Source organism: Acidisoma sibiricum, from assembly GCF_057837225.1.
This window is the reverse complement of sequence record NZ_CM174445.1, coordinates 1-24,993: the sequence shown is the minus strand read 5'-3', so window position 1 is coordinate 24,993 and position 24,993 is coordinate 1. Positions and strand designations below refer to the sequence as shown.

At 63.5% G+C, this 24,993-nt stretch carries 23 protein-coding genes; 8 read left to right on the top strand and 15 right to left on the bottom strand.

The window, feature by feature from the left end:
• Window positions 1-6: 6 nt before the first annotated feature.
• Together AC3G7M_RS00115 and AC3G7M_RS00110 are read left to right on the top strand one after the other, a co-directional pair.
• On the top strand, window positions 7-843 hold the full coding sequence (locus tag AC3G7M_RS00115; protein ID WP_489213642.1) for a PhzF family phenazine biosynthesis protein: 837 nt from the start codon (window positions 7-9) through the stop codon (window positions 841-843).
• A 109-nt stretch (window positions 844-952) separates the two neighbouring features.
• Window positions 953-1,375, top strand: a complete 423-nt coding sequence (locus AC3G7M_RS00110) for a DoxX family protein (RefSeq protein WP_489213641.1) — start codon at window positions 953-955, stop codon at window positions 1,373-1,375.
• A 19-nt stretch (window positions 1,376-1,394) separates the two neighbouring features.
• Here AC3G7M_RS00110 and AC3G7M_RS00105 read toward each other — a convergent pair whose 3' ends face one another.
• The 3 genes from AC3G7M_RS00105 to AC3G7M_RS00095 all read right to left on the bottom strand — a co-directional run bounded on the left by AC3G7M_RS00105 (window position 1,395) and on the right by AC3G7M_RS00095 (window position 4,174).
• The gene (locus AC3G7M_RS00105) at window positions 1,395-2,000 is read right to left on the bottom strand and encodes a cytochrome b (protein ID WP_489213640.1); all 606 of its coding nucleotides are present in this window, start codon (window positions 1,998-2,000) and stop codon (window positions 1,395-1,397) included.
• Window positions 2,001-2,114: 114 nt separating this feature from the next.
• A complete protein-coding gene (locus AC3G7M_RS00100) occupies window positions 2,115-3,497 on the bottom strand; it encodes a sensor histidine kinase (protein WP_489213639.1) in 1,383 nt (460 codons plus the stop codon).
• Window positions 3,498-3,502: 5 nt separating this feature from the next.
• Window positions 3,503-4,174, bottom strand: coding sequence for a response regulator (locus AC3G7M_RS00095; protein ID WP_489213638.1), 672 nt, complete (start codon window positions 4,172-4,174; stop codon window positions 3,503-3,505).
• A gap of 171 nt (window positions 4,175-4,345) precedes the next feature.
• On the opposite strand from AC3G7M_RS00095, the gene AC3G7M_RS00090 reads away from it, so the two are divergent.
• Window positions 4,346-4,732, top strand: coding sequence for a hypothetical protein (locus AC3G7M_RS00090; protein WP_489213637.1), 387 nt, complete (start codon window positions 4,346-4,348; stop codon window positions 4,730-4,732).
• Between the two features lie 8 nt (window positions 4,733-4,740).
• Window positions 4,741-5,445: a cytochrome b/b6 domain-containing protein gene (locus tag AC3G7M_RS00085; protein ID WP_489213636.1), complete on the top strand. Its 705-nt coding sequence runs from the start codon at window positions 4,741-4,743 to the stop codon at window positions 5,443-5,445.
• A gap of 117 nt (window positions 5,446-5,562) precedes the next feature.
• On the opposite strand, the gene AC3G7M_RS00080 is transcribed toward AC3G7M_RS00085, so the two are convergent.
• From AC3G7M_RS00080 to AC3G7M_RS00070, 3 genes are all read right to left on the bottom strand, one after another.
• Window positions 5,563-6,498, bottom strand: coding sequence for a class I SAM-dependent methyltransferase (locus AC3G7M_RS00080; protein WP_489213634.1), 936 nt, complete (start codon window positions 6,496-6,498; stop codon window positions 5,563-5,565).
• Window positions 6,499-6,661: 163 nt separating this feature from the next.
• Window positions 6,662-7,903, bottom strand: coding sequence for a chromate efflux transporter (gene chrA, locus AC3G7M_RS00075; RefSeq protein ID WP_489213633.1), 1,242 nt, complete (start codon window positions 7,901-7,903; stop codon window positions 6,662-6,664).
• Window positions 7,904-7,988: 85 nt separating this feature from the next.
• Window positions 7,989-9,422, bottom strand: coding sequence for an NAD-dependent succinate-semialdehyde dehydrogenase (locus AC3G7M_RS00070; RefSeq protein ID WP_489213632.1), 1,434 nt, complete (start codon window positions 9,420-9,422; stop codon window positions 7,989-7,991).
• A 105-nt stretch (window positions 9,423-9,527) separates the two neighbouring features.
• On the opposite strand from AC3G7M_RS00070, the gene lhgO reads away from it, so the two are divergent.
• Entirely contained in the window at window positions 9,528-10,727 is a 1,200-nt protein-coding gene (lhgO, locus tag AC3G7M_RS00065) for an L-2-hydroxyglutarate oxidase (RefSeq protein WP_489213631.1), read from the top strand.
• A gap of 39 nt (window positions 10,728-10,766) precedes the next feature.
• On the opposite strand, the gene AC3G7M_RS00060 is transcribed toward lhgO, so the two are convergent.
• From AC3G7M_RS00060 to AC3G7M_RS00045, 4 genes are all read right to left on the bottom strand, one after another.
• Window positions 10,767-13,193: a phosphoketolase family protein gene (locus AC3G7M_RS00060; RefSeq protein ID WP_489213630.1), complete on the bottom strand. Its 2,427-nt coding sequence runs from the start codon at window positions 13,191-13,193 to the stop codon at window positions 10,767-10,769.
• A 397-nt stretch (window positions 13,194-13,590) separates the two neighbouring features.
• Window positions 13,591-14,280: an SDR family NAD(P)-dependent oxidoreductase gene (locus AC3G7M_RS00055; RefSeq protein ID WP_489213628.1), complete on the bottom strand. Its 690-nt coding sequence runs from the start codon at window positions 14,278-14,280 to the stop codon at window positions 13,591-13,593.
• A gap of 78 nt (window positions 14,281-14,358) precedes the next feature.
• The gene (locus tag AC3G7M_RS00050; RefSeq protein ID WP_489213627.1) at window positions 14,359-16,173 is read right to left on the bottom strand and encodes a glycoside hydrolase family 15 protein; all 1,815 of its coding nucleotides are present in this window, start codon (window positions 16,171-16,173) and stop codon (window positions 14,359-14,361) included.
• The gene (locus tag AC3G7M_RS00045) at window positions 16,166-16,963 is read right to left on the bottom strand and encodes a glucose 1-dehydrogenase (RefSeq protein ID WP_489213626.1); all 798 of its coding nucleotides are present in this window, start codon (window positions 16,961-16,963) and stop codon (window positions 16,166-16,168) included. The genes AC3G7M_RS00050 and AC3G7M_RS00045 overlap by 8 nt, the downstream gene beginning before the upstream one ends.
• Before the next feature lie 219 nt (window positions 16,964-17,182).
• Here AC3G7M_RS00045 and AC3G7M_RS00040 point away from each other — a divergent pair, with 219 nt between their 5' ends.
• From AC3G7M_RS00040 to AC3G7M_RS00030, 3 genes are all read left to right on the top strand, one after another.
• Window positions 17,183-17,440, top strand: a complete 258-nt coding sequence (locus tag AC3G7M_RS00040; protein ID WP_489213625.1) for a hypothetical protein — start codon at window positions 17,183-17,185, stop codon at window positions 17,438-17,440.
• A gap of 91 nt (window positions 17,441-17,531) precedes the next feature.
• On the top strand, window positions 17,532-17,630 hold the full coding sequence (locus AC3G7M_RS00035; protein ID WP_489216104.1) for a hypothetical protein: 99 nt from the start codon (window positions 17,532-17,534) through the stop codon (window positions 17,628-17,630).
• A gap of 70 nt (window positions 17,631-17,700) precedes the next feature.
• Window positions 17,701-18,096 carry a hypothetical protein gene (locus AC3G7M_RS00030; protein WP_489213623.1) on the top strand — a complete coding sequence of 132 codons (396 nt, stop codon included), beginning with the start codon at window positions 17,701-17,703 and terminating at the stop codon, window positions 18,094-18,096.
• A 57-nt stretch (window positions 18,097-18,153) separates the two neighbouring features.
• Here the strand turns inward: AC3G7M_RS00030 and AC3G7M_RS00025 are convergent, their stop codons facing one another.
• The 5 genes from AC3G7M_RS00025 to dnaA form a co-directional block, all read right to left on the bottom strand.
• Entirely contained in the window at window positions 18,154-18,462 is a 309-nt protein-coding gene (locus AC3G7M_RS00025) for a hypothetical protein (RefSeq protein ID WP_489213621.1), read from the bottom strand.
• A 112-nt stretch (window positions 18,463-18,574) separates the two neighbouring features.
• Window positions 18,575-21,028, bottom strand: a complete 2,454-nt coding sequence (gene gyrB / locus AC3G7M_RS00020; RefSeq protein ID WP_489213619.1) for a DNA topoisomerase (ATP-hydrolyzing) subunit B — start codon at window positions 21,026-21,028, stop codon at window positions 18,575-18,577.
• Between the two features lie 37 nt (window positions 21,029-21,065).
• Window positions 21,066-22,259, bottom strand: coding sequence for a DNA replication/repair protein RecF (gene recF / locus AC3G7M_RS00015; RefSeq protein ID WP_489213618.1), 1,194 nt, complete (start codon window positions 22,257-22,259; stop codon window positions 21,066-21,068).
• Window positions 22,252-23,379: a DNA polymerase III subunit beta gene (gene dnaN / locus AC3G7M_RS00010; protein WP_489213617.1), complete on the bottom strand. Its 1,128-nt coding sequence runs from the start codon at window positions 23,377-23,379 to the stop codon at window positions 22,252-22,254. The genes recF and dnaN overlap by 8 nt, the downstream gene beginning before the upstream one ends.
• Before the next feature lie 138 nt (window positions 23,380-23,517).
• Entirely contained in the window at window positions 23,518-24,957 is a 1,440-nt protein-coding gene (gene dnaA / locus AC3G7M_RS00005) for a chromosomal replication initiator protein DnaA (RefSeq protein WP_489216102.1), read from the bottom strand.
• Between the last annotated feature and the right edge of the window lie 36 nt (window positions 24,958-24,993).

Below are 24,993 nucleotides of genomic sequence, written 5' to 3'. Positions count from 1 at the left end.
GCAGCGATGAACCGCCCCTTCCGGCTGGTCGATGTCTTCGGCCGCGATGATTTTTCAGGCAATCCGCTTGCTGTCATTGCCGATGCTGAGGGGCTGGAGACGGAGCTGATGCAGCGCATCACCCGCTGGCTCAACCTGTCCGAGACGACATTTCTTCTTCCGCCGACAACAGAGGCTGCCGACTATCGTGTGCGCATCTTCACGCTGACACGGGAACTGCCTTTTGCCGGTCACCCGACGCTCGGCACCTGCCATGCCTGGCTTGAGGCCGGCGGCAAGCCCCGTACGCCTCGGCGTATCGTGCAGGAATGCGGCGCCGGTCTCATCACCATTCGCCAGTCTGACGCGGGTCTGGCCTTTGCCGCGCCGCCCTTGCTGCGCTCCGGTCCGCCGTCGCCGGCGGAGCTGGATGAGGCAGCGGATTTTCTCAATATTTCCCGCGCGTCGATTATCGATGCGGCTTGGATCGATAACGGACCCGGTTGGCTCGGCATCATGCTGGCCTCTGCCGGGGAAGTGCTGGCGCTGCAGCCCAAACGCCATCATTCGCGGCAGATCGACATCGGCGTGGTGGGGCCGCATTCCATTGGCCAGGAAGCGGCCTTCGAGCTGCGCGCGCTGTTTACGGATGCCCAAGGGGCCGTGATCGAAGATCCCGTCACCGGCAGCCTGAATGCCTCCGTGGCGCAATGGCTCTATGCCTCCGGTCGCGTCGATGGCCCCTATATCGCGGCACAGGGCACCGTGCTCGGCCGCACCGGCCGCGTCAGCATCACGCGTGACGCAGATGGCACGATCTGGGTGGGCGGCGCGACGCGGACGCTGTTCTCCGGCCAGGGGTGAGCGCGGCCAGGCCCTTCCCATTCCGGTGCGATGCATCCATAGAAGCGGCCAAGCACCGATTCCGCGCGTTGCAGGATCTGGTTTGCAATTCAACGCAAGGGTTTGGCCATTGTACAGTTTCGGCAAGCATCAGTTTCGGGATGAAGTCATCCTCGTCGCACGGCTGATGCTGGTGCTGCTTTTCCTGATCTTCGGCTGGGACAAGCTCGCGAATTTTGCAGGCACCGTCAGCTATATGGCGCAGACGGGCGTGCCGTCGCCGACACTCGGCGCGGTGGTGGCGATCGTCATCGAATTCGTCGTCTCGATCGTCGTGCTGCTGGGCGTCTTCACGCAGCCGCTGGCCCTGGTGCTGGCGGTCTACACCATCGCGACAGGGTTTATCGGACATCACTACTGGTCGATGACCGGAATGGCCCGATACGAAAACGAAATCAACTTCTTCAAGAATGTCAGTATCGCCGGTGGCTTTCTGCTTCTGTCCGTCACCGGCCCTGGCCGCTATTCCCTGCCGCTCGGCAAGCGCGACTGACGCGACCCTGTGTCAAACTCTAGTGGCCGCGGACAGGACGGTGGCCGGGCATCATCCGGCGCAAAACGCCGTCCTTGAGATAGTAGTGATGAAATAGCGCGGCCAAGGCATGCAGGGCCGCGAATACAATGATCGTCCAGGCCGCCCAGAAGTGAATGACGCTGGACGTGCCGTGCCAGGACGTGGGCACGTCAAAAGGTGCGGGCACCGGAAATAGACCGAAGAAGCTGAACGGATGCCCCTGGCTCCAGTGCTTGATAAGGCCGGAGCCCATCATCACGATCAGCAGCAGATACAGCACGTAATGCATGGCATGCGCAGCGAGGCCCAGGATGCCGCGATCTGCATTTGGCACATGGCGGGACAGGCTGACGCGCCACAGGGTGCGCAGAACGACGACAGCGGTCAGTACCAGCCCGAGCGACATGTGCAGGCTCTGCATGCTGTGACGCACGGCGCCCTTCGGCAGAAAGCCCCAGATCTCGGCAAGCGCGAACAGGGTGACGACCAGCAGGGCGGTCAGCCAGTGCAGCGACAGCGCCAGGCCGTCATACCGGCTGCCGGCGACCGCGCCATCATCCCCCACCGCGACGCGGCTGATCTCAATGCTTGGCTTGCCCGACATGGGGAGGCTCCTTTGCTGGCACCTTTATAGGGATCTGGGCTGTCACGGTGTGTCTGGAAAGGTATCGTCGCGTGACAGTTCCGGCGACGACCAAGCGTGCGATGACCTGTGCCATCAGGCCGTGCTGCTTGGATGCAGATGAAGGGTGAAGGCCGCCCCACCGTCAGGCCGGTTGCCAACCTCGACCCAGCCGCCATGCGTCTTGACGATCTGGGCGACGATGGCAAGGCCCAGACCGGCGCCGCCCTCCTTCGGGTCAGGCCCGCGCTCGAAAGGCTGCAGGATGCGCGCCTGATGTCCGGCCGGCACGCCTGGGCCCCGGTCCATCACGCTCACCTGTCCCGGTTCTGTCACCGCAACCTCGACCGTCGAACCGCGCGGTGCATAGCCGATGGCGTTCTCGATCAAATTCGTCAAAGCAAGTTCCAAAGCCGCGCGATTGCCCTTCAGCGGGACGGCGGCATCGCCGCTCAGCGCCAGGTCGATCCCGTGGCGCAGGCCGAGGGGGGCCAGATGGGCGATGGAAAGGGCCGCGACGGCGTGCAGATCAACACTCTCTCTGGTTTCTAGCGGCAGGCTTTCGAGGCGCGCCATGCGCAGCAGCTGGCTGACCAGGCGACTCATACGGTCGGCATCGTGGCGCAGGGCTTCCACCTCCGCCGTCTCGCCCATGGCGTCCAGCCTGGCGGTCAGCACGGCAAGCGGCGTACGCAAGCCATGCGCCGCTTGTGCCATGAAAGCCCGCTGGGTGGCGATCGTCTGTTCCAGCCGGCTGAGCGCATCATTGACCGCAGTAACCAGGGGCATGACTTCGGTCGGCAGGCCTTCCGTCGGCAGCCGGACGCCGGGTTCGCTCGGCCGCACGGCGGCGGCGGCGGCGGACGCGCGGGTGACAGGGCGCAGCCCGCGGCGCAGGGTCGCGAAACTGACGGCCAAGGTGGCGATGCCGATCGGCGCCAGAAACCAGATCGCACCTTCCAGGAAATGGGTCATCAGACTATCGACCAGGACATGCGTCTGTTCGCGGCCCTGAAGGACGATCACCCAGCCGGTCGGGACAGGCTGGGCGAAGCCGACCATGCCATGGGCATGGTCAGCGAAGACAGCGACGCGCAGAAAGCCGGGCTCCAGCGGGTCCGGCAGGAAGGGCATGGCCTGGGCGGCTTCGGCGTCGTCGGACGTCGCGCGCACCCGTCTTTGCCTGTCCAGCACAATGAACAGATTGTCGCCGTCCGAGCCACGAAACGGTCTGACGACGGAGTAGGGCAGGGTCACAGTCTGGTCGCCGACGGTTGCGGCGGGCAGATGGTCGGCGACCAGCCGGACCTGTTCCTGCAGCGCCGAGTCGTCGAGATCCTGCAAGGTGACCATCGTGCGCCAGACGACGGAGGTTGCCGCGAGCAGGATGGCGGCAATCATCACCCAGGCCAGGCGCCAGGCCAGTCGGCGCGTCAAAGACCACGGGCGCGGTGCCGCCCGGCGCAGAGGTTGGGACAAGCTGATCAGCTTTCGCTGATCAGATAGCCGACGCCGCGCACCGTATGGATGGTGACGGAGGCGCCAACCTCGCTGAGATGCTTGCGCAGGCGATGCAGCAGCACTTCCAGCGCGTTGGAGCCCAGCGGCGCATCGAAATTGTACAAGCGCTGCTCCATCACTTCACGCACCACGACCGCACCTTGCTGGCGCATCAGGACTTCCAGCATCGAGATTTCCCGCGGTGTCAGCGTGACGTCCGCATCGCCCACCTGGACCTGTCGCGTCGTCGTGTCCAGTGCGATATTGCCCAGTGTCAGCTTGACCCCAAGTGCTGCATTCGGCCGCCGCAGCAAAGCACGCACGCGGGCCACAAGTTCCGGCATGTGGAAGGGTTTGATGAGGTAATCATCGGCGCCGCTGTCCAGGCCCAGCACGCGATCTTCCTGCCCGTCCCGGGCCGTGAGAATCAGGATCGGCAGGGTCGATCCCTGCCGCCGCAGCTGGCGTAGCAGCTCGATGCCATCGCCATCAGGCAGACTAAGATCAAGGATCGCAGCATCATAGGTGACGAGCGCCAGATGTTCGGCCGCATCATCCAGCCTGCGCGCAAGGTCGACCGCAAACCCTGCCTTCTCGAGCGCAGATCGCAGAAGAAGACCAAGGTCGCGTTCATCCTCAACGGCAAGAAGGCGCATCCGCGTGTCCAGACATTTGGATCGAGGCTCGGTCGGAAAGGTTACCGCGTCCTTACAGTGGGCGCCCCGTAGCGATGACGTCAATCGGCCGGGCGCTTGCCTACTGTCAGGTTCAGGTAAGCTTATGGCCGGATAACAGCATGAGATTTCGACATCAGGGTCAAGATTGTCATGCAGCCTTCCTTTCTGCGCCTGGGCCTCGCGGCCGCCTTGCTTGCTGTGCCTGCCGTGGCGGTCGCGGCTGTCGCTTTGTCTCCGATCATGCAGTCCTGGAACCGCACAACGCATCACATCGATGACATGCTGTCCGGCAGCGCAGCCTATGACCAGGCCGCGCTGCGTCAGTCCGTGCAGGTCTATATCACCGACGGGACCATGGTCGCGTCGCGTATTTCAGGAAATTCGGCAGAGGCGCGGGATTTCGCTGGCCGTTTCCATGCCATCGCCGCCGACAGTCAGGCGGCGCTGCATGCCGTGGGCGACCCTGCGCTCTTTCGGTCCCGCTTTACGCGGATAACGGATGATTGCCGGTCCTGCCACGCAATCTATAACAACTGAGGCTCATCATGCGTCTTCATTCACCGCGCCACATTCTGCGGCGTAGCGTGCTTGCGCGCGACGCTGTGTATCATGCGCCCAGCGTCGGTACGGTCCGTCGTTCCAATGCCACGCGGGTTCTTCACCTGCTTCTGCTGGTCACCGTCATTCACCAGCTTGCCAGCAGCCAGTTCATCTCGCGTCCGATACCCGGAGAGGCTCCCTCGCTCCTGTATTCGCTCCATGAATATATCGGCATGGCGAGCCTTGCGGTGGTATTGGCCTTCTGGATCTGGACGTTAGTCCGCCAGGGCGAAACGAAATTCACAAAGCTTTTTCCATGGTTCTCGCCACGTGCCGCTCTGGGCGTGGTCCAGGATGCGCTGTCACAGCTGAGGGCCATTCTGCGCCGTGACCTGATGTATGAAGGCAACGGCGATATGGCAAGCGCGGTCCACGGTCTGGGGCTGCTGGCGGTGACGGCGATGGCAGCGACCGGCACAGTCTATTTCCTGTTCCGGGGCAATCCGCTTGCCCATCAGGCGCTTGCTTTGCACAGTGCCATCGCCAATCTGATGTGGGTCTATCTCTTCGGCCATGCCGGCATCGCGGCGCTGCATCATCTGCTGGGCAGTGACATTCTGCGCCGCATGTTCTGGATCGGCCGCGGCGTCACGGTCAGCCGCGAACCGGACTATAGCCGTGCGCGCCAGACTCATGAGATCGATGCCTGACAAAAACGGCTGGCGCGCGGCACTATGCCGCGCCTATACCCACGCCAGGCTGCGCGCAGCTGCAGGGTAGCCGATCGGTAGACACGGCCACCCTCTACGCGAGCCTTGGTTGATACGTCAGTTATAGGTCGGCTTGGTCCCGGACAGGTAGGCCATGCGTTCCACCAGTACATAGGCGCCGGTTTCCACCGTCGGGCGCAATGCGCTTTCCAAAATCTCTCTTTCCGCCTGCGTAAAGTGCTCCCGCATGATCGTGCTGAGCGTCGGTGCCAGCGGATGGGGGGAGAGGTTAATGAACGTGGTCCAGGCCATCGGCTGCCGGTTTTCGCTATGAACGTGCAGATGAAGGTCAAGATCCGTGAAGCCGGCCTCCTGGGCCTGCAGCAGCAGGTCGGTCTGCGAGAAATTCGTGTAGGGCGTGGTCTCCAGCCCTTCCAAGGTATCCGGATATTGCGCCGCCTTCCAGCGATGCAGCAGCGGCAGCAGCCGATCGGTATGCCACTCCGGCCGCTGGCGCGTGACGGTGCGCAGGGCGACCGCATGCAGAGCATCCTCGCGCATGACCGGCTCGCCGATCGTGAACCGTCCGCCGGGCTTCAGAACGCGATGCATCGACCGGAAAGCGGCGGGCTTGTCCGGCACATAGGCGAGCACTGAACGCGTTGCCACGACATCGACGCTTGCATCCGCGATCCCGGCCAGGTCCTCGGCATCCGTCTGAACCTGGCGGCAATGGTCGGCATGGCCTTCGCTTAAGGCCAGTGCGGCGGCGAGACGGATGATGGCCGGCGAGCGATCGGCCATAATGACGTTCAACTCCCCCTGCATCCGCTCCAGAGCGCGGAAGGTAAGCAGCCCGTCGCCCGTGCCCAGATCCAGAAGCGTCATGCCCGCCTGCAGACCGGCCGCATCCAACACCCGGTCAGCATAACCGAAAAGCTTCGTATTCAGGGCGACGGCGTGGTCCTGGTCGCTGCCGCTGCGTTTGCGTAGCAGCCAGTCGGCCCATAGATCGAAGACCGCTTCGGGTGGCCGGGACTGGAGCAGAAGCATGGCGTACACTCCGCTAAGGGGGATAAGGAAGATCACGAGGCCGTGTCTTCTGTTACCGGAAGACGAATTTTCTTTAGGCCAATAAGATTGCCCAAACGATAACGGAAACGTGATCTTTCTGAACGCTCCTATGCAAAAGGCGCCGGTCGCCGCGATGCATCCCTTAACGACCGAGCAGAAAACTTTGCAAAATGCCCAGCAAAGTCAGGAGCACAACGATCCGCCAAGGTGCGATCCGCCATAGTGTCAGCAGCATAAAGCCTAGCACCGCGATGGCGAAGTCTGAGGGCTCCGTCACCGCGCTGGTGAAGACAGGATTATAGAGCGCCGCCCCCAGAATCCCGACGACGGCAGCATTGGCCCCGGCCATGATGCCGCGCGCGCGGGCGTGGCGGCGCAGCCCGTCCCAGAACGGCAGCATGCCGAAAACCAGAAGCAGGCCGGGCAGGAAAAGGCCGAGCAGGGCGACCAGGGCTCCCGTGATGGCATGGCCCTGCGGGGCCAGGACCGCGCCAAGATAGGCGGCGAAGGTGAACAGTGGTCCGGGCACGGCCTGGGCCAGGCCATAGCCCGCGAGGAAATCCTGATTGGTCATCCAGCCGCGCGGTACCAGGGCCTGTTGCAGAAGCGGCAGAACGACGTGACCGCCCCCGAAGACCAGGGTGCCGGCATGGTAGAACACGTGAAACAGGGACCAGACCGTCGGAACGGCGCTGCCGGGGATCAGGCTGAGCAGGAACAGGGCCGCGCAGAGTAGCAATGCGATGGTCCCGGCGCGACGGCTGACAGGAAAGCCCAGGCTGCCCGTGGGCTGCGGGCGGTCATCCTGCGGCAGCCGCAGCCCCAGCAGCGCGCCGATGGCGATACAGGCGAGGGGCGAGACGACCGCACCCGCCACCAGGGTCAGGCTGAGGCTGAGCAGGGCGATCGCGGCACGCGGCCGGTCAGGCGTCAGGCTGCGCGCCATGCCCCAGACCGCCTGCGCCACCACCGCGACCGCGACCAGCTTCAGCCCGTGCAGCGCGCCTTGGGCGATGGTTCCGTGCAGGCCGCGGGCGCCGAGGGCGAAGAACACCAGTAGCAGGGCTGATGGCAGGGTGAAGCCGGCCCAGGCGGCGAGGCCACCGAGCAGGCCGCCGGCGCGCAGCAGGCCGAGCGCGAAGCCCACCTGACTCGAGGCTGGCCCCGGCAGGAACTGGCAAAGGCTGACGAGGTCGCCATAGCCTGCCTCGTCGATCCAGCGGCGGCGCAGCACCAGTTCATCTCGAAAATAGCCGAGATGGGCGATCGGGCCACCGAAGGCAGAGCAGCCGAGGCGCAGAAAGACCCAGAAGACTTCGGCGGCCGTGCCGCGCGGCGGATCATCCGCTATGGCGCGAGGAGAGGGGGCGGAGACGTCAGACATGCGGGGCGTATCGTTCCAGGTAGGGGCCTCTCTCCTCTCGCCCGGATTGCGCCGCCGTTCCAGGGACAAAACGGCGGCAGCGCGATCAGGCGTGGGTGATGAATTTGGTGGTAAGATAAGCCTCGATCGCTTCGGCCCCGCCTTCCGATCCGTAGCCAGAATCCTTGATGCCGCCGAAGGGCGTCTCCGGCAGGCCCAGCCCCGCATGGTTGATCGAAATCATGCCGCTTTCGACACGGCTCGACAGGGCGTGGGAAGTTTCGGTCGAACGGGTATAGGCGTAGGCCGCGAGGCCGTAAGGCAGACGGTTCGCCTCGGCGATCACGTCATCCAGTTTTGCGAAGGGGCGGAACAGGGCCACGGGACCGAAGGGCTCCTCGGTCATATAACGCGCATCCAGCGGCACGCGGCTCAGCACCGTGGGCTGGAAGAAATTGCCGGCATTGCCGATCCGCGATCCACCCGTGACGAGTGTGGCGCCCTTCTGTACCGCGTCCTGGACCAGATCCTCCATCGCCTGCACACGGCGCGGATTGGCGAGCGGCCCCATCATGGTGCCCTCAGCCAGACCATCGCCGACCTTGATGGCGCGGGCGGCGGCGGCGAAATCCTCCACGAAGCGGTCATAGACGCTTTCCTGCACCAGGAAGCGGGTCGGGGAGACGCAGACCTGGCCGGCATTGCGGAACTTGCTGGCGGCCAGCAGCTTCACCGCGACGTCAAGATCGGCATCCTCGAAGACGATCGCCGGGGCATGGCCGCCCAGTTCCATGGTCGCGCGCTTCATATGCGCGCCCGCCATAGCGGCGAGCTTTTTGCCGACGGCGGTTGAGCCCGTGAAGGTGATCTTGCGGATCACCGGATGCGGGATGAGATAGGCGGAGATCGTCGCCGGATCGCCATAGACCAGGCTGATCACGCCATGCGGCACGCCGGCATCGTGAAAGGCCTGAACCAGGGCGGCCGGAGAGGCCGGTGTTTCTTCAGGGCCTTTGGCGAGGATCGAGCAACCGGCGGCAAGGGCTGCCGAGATTTTGCGAACCATCTGGTTGATCGGGAAATTCCACGGCGCGAAGGCCGCGACCGGTCCCACCGGCTCCTTCACCGCCGTCTGCATGATATGGCCGGCGCGGGCGGGGATGACCCAGCCATAGGCGCGCTGGGCCTCACCCGCGAACCAGTCGATGATATCAGCGGCCAACGCTGTTTCGACGCGCGCTTCGGCCAGCGGCTTGCCCTGTTCCATGACCATCAGCGGCGCGATTGCATCGACCCGTTCCCGCAGCAGGGTTGCGGCGCGGCGCATGATGCGGGCGCGCTCGAAGGCTGACGTCTGGCGCCAGATCTGGAAGCCGTGCGCGGCGGCCGCCAGCGCCCGGTCCAGGTCGGCTGTCTCAGCGCGGGCTAATCTGCCGATCTGCTCGCCGGTGGCGGGGTTGAGCACAGGCAGCACCTCCCCGGCGGCCGCCGGGCCCCACGTTCCGTCGATAAAAAGCTGGGTATCGGGATAAGCGGGCATGGCACTACCTTTCGGTCGGTCTGGGCATCGCCAGGTCGTGGCGGGGTCAGGGATTGGATGCGGCAGTCTTGACCATTGATGCGGGAGCGTCCACTGGCAGAAGCTATGCGTTTTGATGTTGTCATCATCGGCGGCGGCATTGTCGGCCTGGCGACGGCTCGCGAAGTTTTGCGCCTGCAGCCCGGCACGCGGCTGATCGTGCTGGAAAAGGAGGCCACGCTTGCCCGCCATCAGACCGGGCATAATAGCGGCGTCATCCATGCCGGGATCTATTACAAGCCGGGCAGCCTGAAGGCCGATCTCTGCCGCCGCGGGGCTGAGGCGACGAAGGCATTCTGCACCAGCCACGGCATCCCTTTTGAGACGCCGGGCAAGCTGGTGGTCGCGACCGACGCGCTGGAAATGCAGCGCATGACGGCGCTGGCCGGAAATGCCCGCCAGAATGGCATCGAGTTTGAGATTTTAGATGAGGCGGAACTGCGCCGTCGCGAACCCCATGTGCGGGGGCTTGGCGCGATCTTTGTGCCGTCAAGCGGCATCGTTGATTACCGCGCCGTCTGCCGCGCCATGGCCGAGGATATCGTGGCCGGCGGAGGCGTCATTACCTGCGGCGTCACAGTCGACAGGATCGCGGAGACGGGGCAGGGGGTGACGGTCGATGCCGGTGAGCAGCGCTGGTCGGCCGACAGGCTCATCGCCTGCGCAGGTCTGCAATCGGACCGTCTGGCCGCGCGGGCGGGCCTTGCCATCCAGCATCAGATCATCCCCTTCCGGGGCGAGTATTACCAATTGCGGCCGGAGAAGAGCGGCCTCGTCAGGCATCTTATCTACCCGGTCCCGGACCCCGATCTGCCCTTCCTCGGCATTCATCTGACCCCGATGATGAGTGGCGCGCTGACGGTCGGGCCCAATGCGGTTCTCGGCCTCTCGCGCGAAGGTTACGCGAAGTCCGCCGTTTCGCTCACCGACATGGCGACCTATCTCCGCTTTCCGGGATTCTGGCGCGTCATGCGCCGAAATCTGAGATCAGGCCTCGGCGAAATGCGGCGCAGCCTGTCGAAATCGCTCTATCTCAAGGAATGCCAGAAATACTGTCCCAGCCTCACGGAAAGCGATCTTCTGCCCTATGAGGCCGGCATTCGCGCCCAGGCGGTGATGCAGGACGGCACCCTGGTGCATGACTTCCTGTTCCTCAATACGGACCGCATGCTGCATGTCTGCAACGCACCGTCTCCGGCGGCGACCTCCGCCATTCCGATCGGGGAGATGATCGCACGCCGCGCCCTGGGCCTGGCGAATACATAAAAAAGGCGGCCCGCAGGCCGCCTTTGAGGCAGGACATGGTCAGCCCTGGCCCTTCCATTTCCAATTGACGATGTCCGGCTGGTCGATGCCCTCGGCATAGGCATAACGCCGGCAATCCATCTGCAGGTTCTTCAAGTCCTCGCGGGCGTGCGATCCGCGCAGCTTCAGGGATGGAATGCGGTCGATCGCGTCGATCGCGAGCGTGAAGCGATCGACCTGGTTCTGAATCGCCAGCTCCATCGGGGTGTTGATATTGCCCTTTTCCTTGTAGCCGCGGACATGGAGATTGGCATGGTTGTTCCGCCGGTAGGTCAGGCGATGGATCAGCCAGGGATAGGCGTGGAAGTTGAAGATGACCGGCTTGTTCGGCGTGAACAGGGCGTCGAATTCCCGGTCCGAAAAACCGTGCGGATGCTCGGTATCCGGCACCAGCCTGAAGAGATCAACAACATTGACGAAGCGGATCTTGAGATCGGGGAAGTGCCCCAGCAGCAGCTCGGTCGCGGCCAGAGCCTCCATCGTTGCCACATCACCGCAACTTGCCATGACGATATCGGGCTCACTATCCTTGTCGGTGCTGGCCCATTCCCAAATTCCGGCGCCCTTGGTGCAATGCTTTTCAGCCGCTTCGATATCGAGATAGGAGAGATGCGGCTGCTTGTCGGCGACGATGACGTTGACGTAGTTGCTGCTGCGCAGGCAATGGTCACCGACCGACAGAAGGCAATTAGCGTCGGGCGGCAGGTAGATGCGCGTCACGCTCGGGCTTTTATTCGCCACTACATCGAGGAAGCCGGGGTCCTGGTGGGTGAAGCCGTTATGATCCTGCCGCCAGACGGTGGAGGTGATGAGCAGATTGAGGGAGGAGACATCGGCGCGCCAGGGCAGCTCGCTTGACTTCTCCAGCCATTTGGCATGCTGGTTGAACATCGAATCGATGACATGGACGAAGGCTTCGTATGTCGAGAAAAAGCCGTGCCGCCCGGTCAGCAGATAGCCTTCTAGCCAGCCTTCCAGCGTATGTTCGCTGAGCATTTCCATGACATGGCCGTCCTGCGTCATTTCGCCGCCATCAGCGTCCTCAGGGAAATACTCGCCCATCCAGACCTTCTTGGTCGCCTCATAGATGGCGGTCAGCCGGTTTGATGCATTTTCATCCGGGCTGAAGACGCGGAAGTTATTCGGATTGCGCCGCGCGATGTCGCGGAGGAACTGCGCCAGCACGGCGGTCGGGCCGACTTCCTTTTGACCCGGCACCTTGGTCTTCACCGCATAGTCGCGGAAATCCGGCATCCGCAGGGATTTGCGCAGCAAACCGCCATTGGCATGCAGATTGGCGCCCATGCGGCGTGTGCCTTCGGGTGCCAGCGTGGCGAAATCCGCCATGAAGGTGCCATTCTGGTCGAACAGTTCTTCCGGCCTGTAGCTGCGCAGCCAGGCTTCGAGCTGCGCCAGATGGGCCGGATTGTCATGCACTTCGGCGAGTGGCACCTGATGGGCCCGCCAGAAGCCTTCAACCTTGTGGCCGTCGACCTCCTTCGGCCCCGTCCAGCCCTTCAGGCTGCGCAGCACGACCAGCGGCCAGCGCGGGCGCTCGAGCGGGCCTTCTGCCGCCCGGGCTTCCGCCTGAATGCGACGGATTTCCTGCACACAGTGCTCCAGCGTCGCGGCAATCGCCTGATGCATGCTCTCGGGGTCTGACCCCTCAACGAAATAGGGTTCGTAGCCATAGCCACGGAACAGATGCTCCACTTCCTCATGCGGAATGCGCGCGAGGATGGTGGGATTGGCGATCTTGTAGCCATTGAGGTGCAGGATAGGCAGCACGGCGCCGTCACGCACGGGGTTGAGGAATTTATTGGAATGCCAGGCGGTGGCCAGCGGGCCGGTTTCGGACTCACCGTCGCCGACGACCACGGTCACGATCAGGTCGGGGTTATCAAACGCCGCGCCATAGGCGTGCGAGATGGAATAGCCGAGTTCGCCGCCTTCATGGATCGAGCCGGGGGTCTCTGGCGTGCAATGGCTGCCGATGCCGCCGGGGAAGGAGAACTGCTTGAAAAGGCGGGTCAGCCCCTCCTCATCCTGGGAGACGTCGCTGTAAATCTCCGAATAGGAGCCTTCCAGATAGGTATTCGAGATAACGGCGGGCGCGCCATGGCCGGGACCGGCCAGAAAAATCGAGTCCAGATCGTATTTTTTGATCAGCCGATTCATATGGATATAGATCAGGCTCAGTCCGGCGTCTGATCCCCAATGGCCGAGCAGGCGCTTCTTGATATGGTCGGACTTCAAAGGCTTCCGCAGCAGGGCATTGTCCCGCAGATAGATCATGCCGGCCGACATATAGAGCGATGCGTCCCAATATCGCTGAATGCGCCGCAGTTCATCGGGCTCCAATGGTGCGCCGCTGACCGTTGAACGAGCGGGCCCATAGGCGGAAATAGACTGCGTAACGGTCGCCATGCGCGTCTCCAAAACCAAAATATGTATGAGGCAGCTTTATGAAGCTGTAGCTCTGGTAGGCTCGTCGACGTTCGGTCGTCTCTGGCACCCGAGGTAAAGCACTCAACCACAGATGGACCAGAACTGTCGACGTGACCCTAGGCCGAAGGGGCCCGGGCCAGCCTTGATTTGGGTCAAAGCTGGATAAGGACGGGGGCTGGTCTGGTATTCTCGGGTGCGAAGACGAGCGTTCAATTTTTCGTCATGGCCAATGTTTTGTCGTCAAAACAGGCTTTATGAATTCTTGGAGAAAACGTTTTAAATGCCGCAATTGAAGCGATACAGGAACATTCCCTCACGGGAGGGTGATCGGCTTGGCGCTTGCGTTTCGTGCCACCGCGCCCCCCGTGACAGCGGCCTAAAGGCGGCCTTCGACCCCGCAGTTCACGCTCATTTCTGCCACGCTGGCCGAATTGGGCAGATCAAGTGCCAGTTCGACCAGGCGTGCCACATCATCGGGTTGTGTCATCATCTTCGCCGGCGTATCAGTGATGGCCATCGCCATGTCGGTCGCCACATAGCCAGGACAGATCGCCGTCGCGCGAATGCCCAGATCCCAGCCGGCATGGCGCAAGCCATGCGCCAGCGCAGTGGCCGCGAATTTCGTCATGGCATAGGCGCCTGACCCGGCTGAGGCGACGCGCAGACCCGACAGCGACGAGATGATGATTGCGCGGCCACGACCATGGTCTGCCAGATACGGCCAGGCTGCGCGGGCCAGACGCTGGGGCGCCAGAACATTGACGGAAAGCAGCGCCGCCATCTCGGCGTCGGTCGCCTCCACCACCGATGTTTCGGCGTAAATGCCGGCATTGCAGATGATCGCGTCGATGCGGCCAAAATGCGCGACGGTCGCCGCCACCCAGTCCTGCTCCGCCTCCGGCCGTCCGGCCTCATACTCATGCACAAAGGCCTCGCCCACGGGCTTGGGCTGGCGCATGCCGAGTGACAGGCCCCAGCCGCTCGCCGCAAGGCGGGCGGCGATGGCCGCCCCGATGCCGCGACTGGCCCCGGAAATCATGGCAATGCGCGGCCGGCTGTCGGTCATAAGGGTCTCGCTTTCGCAGGCAGTGGGCGAAGGGCGGACCAAAACGCAGGGTGGCGCGCCGGTCAAGCCGCAGCCGCGTCAGGCCCGCCAGTCTCCACCCTCTCCGTCCGAGAGCGCGCGATCCAGATAGAAGGCCGCGCTGATCAGCGCGAGGTGGCTGAGACCCTGAGGAAAATTGCCCAAGGCTTCGCCGCGCGCATTCAACTCCTCGGCGAACAGGCCGAGGTGATTGCCGTAGCTCAGAATGCGCTCAAATTTTAAATGGGCTTCCTGCAGCCGGCCGGCACGGGCCAGACATTCCACATACCAGAAGGAACAGGCGGTGAAGGACCCTTCCTTACCCGGCAGCCCGTCATCCTCATGGTAGCGCCAGACCATGCCGTCATCCGTCAGCTTGTCGGTGATGGCGTCGAGCGTCGCGGACCAGCGCGGATCGGTGGCATCAATGAAGCGCAGCAACGGCATCAGCAGCATGGCACCATCGACGGATGTATTGTCAGTGCATTGCGTGAAATGCCCGCAATCCTCATTCCAGAAATCGGCGTGAATGCTCTCATAGATGGCGTTGCGCGCTTCGGTCCACGTGTCGAATGGGGCGGGCAGAGAGCGTTTGGTGGCCAGCCGAATGGCGCGATCTACCGCCACCCAGCACATCAGGCGCGAATGCAGAAAGTGCTTTGGCTTGCCACGGAACTCCCAAATGCCATGATCCGGGTCCCGCCAATGGGCAATGACATAGCCGATCATGCGGGTGACATGGCCCCAGCTTTCCCAAGCGATGCCGCGGCCATATTTGTTCTTGAGATAGAGGCTATCCATCAGCTCACCATAGATATCGAGCTGCAGCTGATCGGTCGCCTGATTGCCGATCCGCACCGGGCGGGACCCCTCATAGCCCGCCATATGGTCGAGTTCCGATTCCGGGAAATCCTTGCTGCCGTCGATGCGATACATCACCTGCAGGCTGCCGTCGGCATCGCTGTCGCGGACCCTGGCCTCCACCCAGTTCATGAAATTGGATGCCTCCTCGACATAGCCGAGGCGGATGAAGGCATAGACGGTGAAGGATGCATCCCTGATCCAGGTCGCACGGTAATCCCAGTTGCGCACGCCACCGCTTGCTTCCGGCAGGCCGAACGTCGGCGCGGCAATAATCGAATGATGATGGCGCGAGGTCAGTAGTTTGAGCAGAAGGGCGGAGCGCATCACCGTCTCCCGCCAGCGGCCGCGATAGGTGGAGCGTCGGCTCCAGTCCAGCCAAAATTTGGTCGAGCTTTCGATAAGTGCGTTGAGGCTTTCCTGATCGGTGACCTCATCCTCATCGCCGCTGCTCAGCATGAAGGTCGCGGACTGCCCGACGTCCAGGCTAAACTCAGCTGACGCCTCGCCGTCACCTGCTTGAAGCGTCTCATGACCGCTGAGGATCAGCGGGCCCAGTGCCGCGGAGCGAAAGATGATGCCACCGTCATGCGCTTCCGCTGCTGGTGTCTCGCGGCCGTAATCCGGGCGCGGGCGGCACAGCAGGCGAAAGGTAACGCGCCCGCGCGTCGCGGTGGCGCGGCGCACCAGCCGGGTCGGGCCCCCGTTTGGTCCATCCTTGGGCACCAATACATCCAGAACTTCGGCGCTGCCTGTTTCACACAGCCAGCGCGTCACCAGAATATTGGTGTCCGGCACATAGGACTGCATGCGCCGCGCCTGTGCGAGGTCCGGCTGCAGCGTGAAGACGCCGCAATCAGGATCGAGCAGGCGGGCGAAGAGCGTTGGGCTGTCAAAATCCGGCCAGCAGAGAAAATTGATGGCGGCATCATCGGCTACCAGGGCGATGGTGGCGCGGTCGCCGATGACGCCATGGTTGCAAATATCAGCAGGCTTCGGCTGCTCCTTAGCCATTGCCGCGGAATTCCGGGTACAGCGCCATGCCGCCATCAACGAAAAGCGTGGTGCCCGTCACATAGTCGGACTGATCGCAGGCAAGCCACACGGCGGCGCGGCCGATATCGCCGGCATCGCCGATGCGGCCGTAGGGAATCAGTTTCAGCAGAGCCTTTGCTTTATCGCCTTCGGTCTCTTCCTTGTTGATCGCGGTGCGAATGGCCCCGGGTGCTATGCTGTTGACGCGAATGCCGTGTTCGGCCACTTCCTGCGCCATCGTCTTCATCATCAGCATGATGCCGCCTTTGGATGCCGCATAATTGACGTGTCCGGCCCAGGGGATGACCTCATGTACCGAACTCATGCAGATGATCTTGCCGCGGGCTTTGGAAACGCCGCGGTCCCCCTGCTTAAGGAATTGCCGCACGCCGGCCTGGGCGCACAGAAATTGCCCGGTGAGGTTGACGTCCAGCACCTTCCGCCAGTCCTCGATCGTCATATCCACCAGGGCCGCGTCCTTCTGCATGCCCGAATTGGCCACCACGATGTCGACAGCGCCGAAGGCAGCGAGCGTTTCGGCAAAAAGTCGCTCCACATCCTCAGGCTTCGAGACATCCGCGCCGATCGCGCGCGCCCGTCCACCAGCTTTCGTGATCTTGGCGGCCAGTTCCTCTGCGGGTTCCGCGTGGCTATTGTAGTTGATGGTGACGGCGGCGCCCGCCTCGGCCAGCGCTTCCGCGCAGCCATAGCCTATCCCGGAACTGGCTCCGGTCACGATCGCGACCTGTCCATCGACCCGACATTCCATGACGCTGTCCTTTCACAACACACAAGGCATGCGCGGGCTCCGCGCGTTGCTCTTGCGACAGATTGGACCTGTGGCGGCCAGGACAAGCCGGGGCAGAGGCGGTGAGGGCGCACTCGAAGTTGATCAGGGCGGGTAATCGCGCCGGATCACAGGGCTTGTTTCCAGGCCTCTTCCGCCAATCTGCCGTCAGAGCCACCCCCATTCCGTGGAGAAAACACGATGCCCGCACAGGCACAGATTGACGTCAAAGCGTCGGAAAAGCCGGTGGAAGGCGAGAAATTCGTCATCCAGTTGCAAGAAAACAGCGAAATGCTGGGGCTACTGGATGATGGCCGGACATTCCGCTTCAAGTCGCCATCCACGGCTGAGCGCGATTTCCAGCAGCAAAGCAAAAGCCTGACTGTGGTGGGGCTTGATCTGAAGGCAGCGGATGGCCGCGAAGACAGACTGGTCGGCGTCCTCAGCTACCAGGTGTGATTCTCTCATGTCAGATGAAGCTGCTTTGAACGCGGATGCCGAGCTTAAAATTCGGGGCGAAGGTCGCGCCGCTCGGGATGCCGGACAGCCAGTGACCGCTTGTCCCCATCCCGCCGAAAGCAAAGCGCATTACCAATGGGTCAGTGGGTGGATGCAGCCGGATGCGACGGCCCCGGAAGATGAGAGCTGAAGACGCAAGGCGGTCTTCGTCCGCGTGTGACGTCAGCCGGGCCCGTCAATAGTTTTTGGAGCCAAATTCAATGCCCTATCGCTATTCATCAACCGATTTGACCGTAGCCCGTGCGCTTGGGTGGCTATCTGTCGGCCTCGGGCTCACGGATTTCTTCGGGCGGCGTAAGGTCGCGAAGCTCACAGGCATCCATAATGCGCCGCTCATCGGTGCGACGGGTGCGCGGGAAATTGTCACCGGTCTGGGCATCATCCTGGCGCGTGATCCGTCCCCCTGGATATGGCTGCGCGTCGCAGGCGATGCCTTCGATCTCGGCACCCTGTCGTCCGGTGTCACGCCGCAAAACCCGAAGCGGAAGGGCTCACTGATCGGGCTACTCATGGTCGTGGGCATTGCAGCCGTCGATGTTACAATTGCCGGGCGGCTGCATGCGTCGGCGGAGCGGCAGGCGCAACAGTCTGTGTAACCTGAGCGCCGGCGCCGCGGTCCAGACAACAGTACTCCTAGCTGGTCCCTTGCGGGATCAGCTGATTTTTTGAAGCTCGTCCAAATTCACGAGACCATCTTGACTTGTAAACGCGAGCGCATGCCCCTGGCTTTGCTGCTGGGATACGCCACTGATGCGATGGCCCGCGCTGTCATAGGTCGTCAAATTGCCGTCCCGCTCGATCAGCAGACGGCTTTTTTCAGCGAAAAATGCGTAGCGGATCGCGTTTTGGCTGCCGCTTGATGATGGCTGGCCCAGGTCAGAAGGCCACCATGCCTCGCCTGCGGACATGGGCTTCATCGGTTCCATTGGCCTCATCGGCGCCATGGGCTTCATCGGTTCCATAACATCCTCCCTTATCTGAGCGATAGAGGTGGAGGCGGTCGATGACGGTAACAAGGCCCGGGGTCCAGGCCCCGCGTCGCAGGGCCTGGGGTCGCGCTACAACAAACACGTCTCAGATGTCGAGATTCGCGACTTTCAGCGCATTGCCGACGATGAAGTCGCGCCGCGGCTCCACCACATCGCCCATCAGCGTCGAGAAGACCTGAGCGGCCTCCTCGGCATCGCCGATCTTCACCTGCAGCAGCGTGCGCAGTTTCGGGTCCAGCGTCGTCTTCCACAGCTGATCCGGGTTCATTTCACCTAGGCCCTTGAAGCGCTGAATGGTCAGGCCGCGCCTTCCATGCGCCAGGATCGCCTCGAAGGCGGCGGCGGGGCCAGCCACCTTCTCCTCACGATTGTCCAGTTTGATCGTCGCGGCGCTGGCGAATTCGGCAGCAATGCGCCCCCGCCGCTCGGCCAGCCAGCGCGCATCGGCGCTGCGCAGCGCCGCCGCATCCAGCGTGTAACGCTCACCCACGCCGCGCACGCGCCGGCCGAGGGTAATGCCGCTCATCAGATCGCCGGTGCCCATCCAGCCGGCTTCGCCGTCCAGCATCAGCGTGTTCAGCCGCTCGGCCAGAACCTGGGCATGGCTCAGCGCGTCGCCGTCATCCGCCGGCACCGAGAGCGCGCCGACGATCGCCGCCTGTTCGATGATCGCCGTGGGGGCCGCACTCGCCAGACGGCGCACGCGGTTCCAGGCCTCGCGCAGGAAGCCCACAGCCTCCAGCAGCTCATTCGCCTCGATCACGACACCGTCCGCATAGGTCAGGCGTGCTTCCGCCAGCGCCTTGCTGAGCAGGAAGTCTTCCAGGGCGCGGTCATCCTTCAGGTAGCGCTCATCATTGCCGCGCTTGGCGCGATACAGCGGCGGCTGCGCGATATAGAGATGCCCGCGCGTGATGAGTTCGGGCATCTGGCGGAAAAAGAAGGTCAGCAGCAGCGTGCGGATATGCGACCCATCGACATCGGCATCGGTCATGATGACGATACGATGATAGCGCAACTTCTCAACATTGAAGCCGCCCTGGTCGATCTCGCCATTGCCGATGCCGGTGCCGAGTGCGGTGATCAGCGTGCCGATTTCGGCGCTGCCCAGCATGCGGTCAAACCGCGCGCGTTCCACATTCAGGATCTTACCCTTCAGTGGCAGGATTGCCTGGAATTTGCGGTCACGTCCCTGCTTGGCGGACCCGCCGGCCGAGTCACCCTCGACGATGAAGATTTCGCATTTCGAGGCATCGCGCTCCTGGCAGTCGGCCAGCTTGCCGGGAAGTGTCGAGACATCCAGCACACCCTTGCGGCGGGTAAGTTCGCGCGCCTTGCGGGCGGCCTCACGCGCGCTTGCGGCATCCATCACCTTCTGGATGATGCCACGTGCTTCCTTGGGATGTGTCTCCAACCAATGGCCGATCGCGTCGGACACAGCCGCCTGCACGGCCGGCGTCACTTCCGAGCTGACCAGCTTTTCTTTGGTCTGGGAGGAGAATTTCGGGTCAGGTACTTTGACCGACAGCACGGCCGTCAGGCCTTCGCGCATATCGTCGCCGGTGAGCGCCAGGCTGTCTTTTTTGCCCATGCCCTCGGAATATTTCGTCACAATGCGCGTCAGGGCCTGGCGAAAGCCGGAGAGATGCGTCCCGCCATCCCGCTGCGGGATGTTGTTGGTGAAGCACAGCATGGTCTCGTGATAGGAATCGTTCCAGGACAGCGCGAATTCCACCCGGATGCCGCTTGTCTTGTCTTCCAGATTGCCGGTCACTGGTGGCGTGAAGATCGGCGCGCGGGCGCGGTCCAGCCATTCGACGAAGGCGACCAGTCCGCCTTCATAGAAAAAGCGCGTTTCCACCGCCGGCGCATGACGCTCGTCGCGCAACGTGACATCAAGGCCCGAATTCAGGAAGGCCAGTTCGCGCAGGCGCCGTTCCAGAATGGCATAGTCGAATTCGATATGGGTGAAGGTGCCGGCGCTGGGCTTGAAGATGATTTCGGTGCCGTGTTCGCGCGGGGAAGGGCCGATCTCGACCAGCGGGGCGTCGGGCTCGCCGTGCTGGAAGCGCATGTAATGCTCGCGGTTTTCCCGCCAGATGCGGACTTCCATCCATTCGGAGAGTGCGTTGACAACGGCAGCACCCACGCCATGCAGACCGCCGGAAACCTTATAGGAATTCTGGTTGAACTTGCCGCCGGCATGCAGGCGTGTCAGCACCAGTTCGGCGGCCGAAATGCCTTCCTCGGGATGGATATCGGTCGGGATGCCGCGGCCATCGTCGCGCACGGTCACCGAGCCGTCGCCATTGAGGCTGACTTCGACCTTGCTCGCATAGCCGGCCTGGGCTTCATCGACCGCATTGTCGATAACCTCGAAGGCCATGTGGTGCAGGCCCGAGCCGTCATCGGTATCGCCGATATACATGCCGGGCCTTTTGCGGACGGCATCGAGACCCTTCAGGACGGAGATGGAGGCTGCGTCATAGACATGGATTTCGGGCGTCTCAACGGGCGTAGGCGCGGCGGGTTCGGACATGCCGACAATCACTCCAGAATGCAGGGAATAGAGAGGACTATAGCGATTCTTCGACCTGCGGCCTAGCGAAACCCGGCTCCGGCGACAGGTCGGCGGCCATGCAGCGCAGGTAATCGGCGCGGTCACGCAGCGGGCTGAAGGCGGCGGCATCGGTGCCCGTCAGAAAGCACTGCGCCGGCAGGCGCAAAAGGGCGTCCAGCAGGGCCGCGCGATGCGTGTCATCCAGATGCACCAGCGGCTCGTCCAGCAGCAGCCAGGGTGCGAAGCCGCGGGCGTCGGCAATGACCAGCGCATGGCCCAGCACGGTGCCGAGCAGCAGCATCTTCTGCTGTCCGGTGGAGGCGAGCGACGCTGGCCGGCCGCTTGCCAGATCCGCCATCGCGAAATCGGCCCGATGCGCGCCCAGCGACGAACCGCCCGATGCCGCATCCTGCCCGCGTGACTTGGCGAGGGCGCCGCGCAGCCAGTCCTCCACGGCCAGCGCCGGCTGCTCGGCCAGCCGATCGCCGATCGGGCAGAGCAGCGACAGGCGGGCGGCCGGGAAGGGGGCAACCGCACCCTCGGCCAGCATGGCGTTCAGGCGGGTGATCAGCGCCCGCCGCGCGGCCGTGGCGGCAACCGCATGGCGGGCCATGCCGTCTTCCAGCCCGGCGAGCCAGGCCGGATCGCCATGGCCCTCTGCCAGCAGCCGGTTGCGCCGGGTCATGGCCGCATCATGGGCGGCAACCTCGCGGGCATGGGCCGGGTCCAAAGCCCAGACCAGCCGGTCCAGGAAGCGGCGCCGCCCGCTCGCACTTTCGCCGAACAGCCGCTCCATCTGCGGCGTGATCCAGGTGATGGCGATATGAGAGGCAAGCTCCGCCTGGCTCGCCGGCGCTCCGTCCAGGCGCATGACGCGCCGCTCACCACCCTCCGCTCCGCTGCCGGTCCCAATCTGCAAGGGTTCCGCCAGATCGGGCGTCACCACCCGGGCGGCGACCGCCCAGGCGGTGCCGCCCTCCGGCCGCAGCCGGGGGAATTCGACGACCTTGGCCTGACGCAGACCACGCCCGGGGCCGAGCAGGGACAGCGCCTCCAGCAGGTTGGTCTTGCCACTGCCATTGGGACCGCTGATCACGGTGATGCGGGATCGCGGCCGCCAATGCAGGGACGGATAGCTGCGGAAATCGGTGAGGTCGAGGCGGGTGAGATGGAAGGGCGCCGCCGCGAGTGTGGTGGCTAGGTCAGACACGCATCGGCATCAGGACGTAAAGGGCCGTCGCGTCACCGGCATCGCGCACCACGGTGGGCGCCGATCCGTCGGAAAACAGAAACTCCACCTCGCCGCCGATCTGGTCGGTGATGTCGTTCAGGTAGCGGGCCTGAAAGCCGATTTCCAGCGGTGTCGATGAATAGGAGACGCGGCCGCCATCCAGCTCTTCGGTGGCCGATCCCTGGTCCGGGCTTGCCGCCGACAAAGTCAGCCGGTCCAGCTCCAGCGCCAGCTTCACGGGCCGGGATCTTTCGGTGGAAATGGCCGAGACGCGGGCCACGGCCTCGGCAAAATCCTTCTTATCGACGCGCAGGATCTTGTCGTTATTGCGCGGAATGACGCGCTCATATTCGGGGAAGGTGCCGTCGATCAGCTTGCTGGTGAGGCGCACCGTGCCGAAGGTGAACTGGATGCGGGTGTCTGACAGCGCGATCTCCACATCCTCCTGCGCCTCGTCCAGAAGCTTGCGGGCTTCCAGCACGGTCTTGCGCGGAATGATGACGCCCGGAATCTCCTCGGCGCCTGCGGGCAGTGCTTCCTCAACCCGCGCCAGACGATGGCCGTCGGTCGCCACCGCGCGCAGAACCTTGGGCCCCTCAGGGCTTGCCACCGCATGCAGATAGATGCCGTTGAGGTAGTAGCGGGTCTCTTCGGTGCTGATGGCGAAGCGCGTGCGGTCGATCATACCGCGCAGCAGCTGGGCCGGCACTTTGAAGGCATGGGGCAGTGTGCCCGCCGTCATCGATGGGAAATCATCCACCGGCAGCACCATCAGGCTGGTCGCATAGCGGCCGGCGCGCAAGCTGAGCGGGGCATCGCCGCCGCTATGTTCCAGCTCAACTTCGGCGCTGTCCGGCAGCTTGCGGACGATTTCGTACAGCGTCGCGGCAGGCGCGGTGGCCGCGCCATCCTGCAGGGTGGTCGCCGCCACCTGTTCGACGATCGCGATCTCCATGTCGGTCGCGGTCAGGCTGAGAGCGCCGTCCTTCACCACCATCATGAGATTGGCCAGGATGGGAATCGTATTGCGCTTCTCGACCACGCTTTGCACATGGGCGAGGGCTTTCAAGAGCACCGCACGCTCGGCCTTGAATTTCATGGTCTAACCTCGGAAAGCCAAAAAGGGCCGGAACATTAGCAGCAACCGCCAGCCCGGCAAGCGGGTTGGCAGGATCTGCACCAAGGGACCTATAGCCCAAACTGCCAAGCGCGTCGCGTGTCGCGCGGCGTCAGCCGGTCAGGATTCCAGCATCCGGCGCAGCAGTTCCACATCCTCGGCGAAGGCCGCATCGCCATCCATCAGCCCGGCCACGCGGGAGACGGCATGCATGACCGTCGTATGGTCGCGATTGCCGAATTTGCGGCCGATCTCGGGCAGGGACCGGCTGGTCAATTGCTTGGCCAGGAACATCGCGACCTGACGCGGACGGGCGACATTGCGCGCCCGCCGGGCGGACGCCATGTCGGTCAGGCGGATATTGTAGTGCTCGGCCACCTTGCGCTGGATTTCTTCGATGGTGACGCGGCGGTCATGGGCGCGCAGCACGTCATGCAGCACCTCCTGCGTGGTCTCCAGCGTGATCGGCCGCTGGAACAGCGCGGAATGGGCAACAAGCCGGTTCAGCGCGCCTTCCAGCTCACGGACATTGCTGGTGATCTTATGGGCCAGGAATTCCAGCACCCGCGGCGGCACAGAGACGCTGGCTTTCGCGGCCTTCGCTTCCAGAATGGAAATGCGCAGCTCGAAGGTGGTCGCATGCAGATCGGCAACCATGCCGCAGCCAAGCCGGGTGCGCAGGCGGTCTTCCAGGCCCGACAGGTCAGAGGGTGACTTGTCAGCCGAGACCACGATCTGCTTGCCGGCATCCACCAGCGCATTGAAGGTGTGGAAGAATTCTTCCTGCGTATTGTCCTTGCCGATCAGGAACTGCAGGTCGTCGATCATCAGCACGTCGACGCTGCGCAGATTGTCCTTGAACTCGATGGTGGACTGATTGCGGATTGCGGCGATGAATTTGTACATGAACTTTTCGGCCGACATATAGGCGACCGAAACCGGCGGCGCGCTGGGGCGCCGTCCGGTCTGCAATTTCCAGGCGATGGCATGCATGAGATGCGTCTTGCCCAGACCGACACCGCCATACAGGAACAGCGGGTTGAAACCGGGGGAGGAGGGCTGGTCCGCCACACGGCTGGCGCAGGCAAAGGCGAATTCGTTCGGCTTGCCGACCACGAAGGTATCAAAAGTATAGCGGGGGTCGAGCAGGATGCCGTCGCCGCGGCCCTCGGTCTTATCGTCCAGCGCATCGGCGCTGGCGGGTATGGTCACGCCGCCGGCATCGGCCAGCGCCGCGCTTTCGGCCGGTGTCGATCCGGCCGGTGCAACCGGCGGCGCCAAAGGCTGCGCCTGGCCCACGCGGATATCGACCCGGCGGACGCGGTTGTTCTCGGCCTGCCACAGCGCGCTGAGACGATCGCCATAGTGACTGCGCACCCAATCCCGCAGAAAGCGGGTCGGCAGCAGCACGGTGACTTCGTCGCCGTCGGCGCCGCCCAGGCTAAGCTGGCGCAGCCAGGTGCGATACTCCACCTCTCCGACTTCATTTTGAAGACGTGTCCGAACGCGGGACCATTCTGCCGACAGCTCTGCCGGCGGGGCGGTCTCGCTTCCTTCCACCCTGACGTCGGATGCGGCTCTCAACTGAAGCTCCAT

What these genes read in the sequence shown, in the direction of transcription:
- AC3G7M_RS00115 (WP_489213642.1), top strand. Translation starts at nt 7, where the DNA reads ATGAACCGCCCCTTCCGGCTGGTCGATGTCTTCGGCCGCGATGATTTT.
- AC3G7M_RS00105 (WP_489213640.1), bottom strand. Translation starts at nt 2,000, where the DNA reads ATGTCGGGCAAGCCAAGCATTGAGATCAGCCGCGTCGCGGTGGGGGAT.
- AC3G7M_RS00095 (WP_489213638.1), bottom strand. Translation starts at nt 4,174, where the DNA reads ATGCGCCTTCTTGCCGTTGAGGATGAACGCGACCTTGGTCTTCTTCTG.
- AC3G7M_RS00090 (WP_489213637.1), top strand. Translation starts at nt 4,346, where the DNA reads ATGCAGCCTTCCTTTCTGCGCCTGGGCCTCGCGGCCGCCTTGCTTGCT.
- AC3G7M_RS00085 (WP_489213636.1), top strand. Translation starts at nt 4,741, where the DNA reads ATGCGTCTTCATTCACCGCGCCACATTCTGCGGCGTAGCGTGCTTGCG.
- AC3G7M_RS00080 (WP_489213634.1), bottom strand. Translation starts at nt 6,498, where the DNA reads ATGCTTCTGCTCCAGTCCCGGCCACCCGAAGCGGTCTTCGATCTATGG.
- chrA (WP_489213633.1), bottom strand. Translation starts at nt 7,903, where the DNA reads ATGTCTGACGTCTCCGCCCCCTCTCCTCGCGCCATAGCGGATGATCCG.
- AC3G7M_RS00070 (WP_489213632.1), bottom strand. Translation starts at nt 9,422, where the DNA reads ATGCCCGCTTATCCCGATACCCAGCTTTTTATCGACGGAACGTGGGGC.
- lhgO (WP_489213631.1), top strand. Translation starts at nt 9,528, where the DNA reads ATGCGTTTTGATGTTGTCATCATCGGCGGCGGCATTGTCGGCCTGGCG.
- AC3G7M_RS00060 (WP_489213630.1), bottom strand. Translation starts at nt 13,193, where the DNA reads ATGGCGACCGTTACGCAGTCTATTTCCGCCTATGGGCCCGCTCGTTCA.
- AC3G7M_RS00055 (WP_489213628.1), bottom strand. Translation starts at nt 14,280, where the DNA reads ATGACCGACAGCCGGCCGCGCATTGCCATGATTTCCGGGGCCAGTCGC.
- AC3G7M_RS00050 (WP_489213627.1), bottom strand. Translation starts at nt 16,173, where the DNA reads ATGGCTAAGGAGCAGCCGAAGCCTGCTGATATTTGCAACCATGGCGTC.
- AC3G7M_RS00045 (WP_489213626.1), bottom strand. Translation starts at nt 16,963, where the DNA reads ATGGAATGTCGGGTCGATGGACAGGTCGCGATCGTGACCGGAGCCAGT.
- AC3G7M_RS00040 (WP_489213625.1), top strand. Translation starts at nt 17,183, where the DNA reads ATGCCCGCACAGGCACAGATTGACGTCAAAGCGTCGGAAAAGCCGGTG.
- AC3G7M_RS00030 (WP_489213623.1), top strand. Translation starts at nt 17,701, where the DNA reads ATGCCCTATCGCTATTCATCAACCGATTTGACCGTAGCCCGTGCGCTT.
- AC3G7M_RS00025 (WP_489213621.1), bottom strand. Translation starts at nt 18,462, where the DNA reads ATGGAACCGATGAAGCCCATGGCGCCGATGAGGCCAATGGAACCGATG.
- gyrB (WP_489213619.1), bottom strand. Translation starts at nt 21,028, where the DNA reads ATGTCCGAACCCGCCGCGCCTACGCCCGTTGAGACGCCCGAAATCCAT.
- dnaN (WP_489213617.1), bottom strand. Translation starts at nt 23,379, where the DNA reads ATGAAATTCAAGGCCGAGCGTGCGGTGCTCTTGAAAGCCCTCGCCCAT.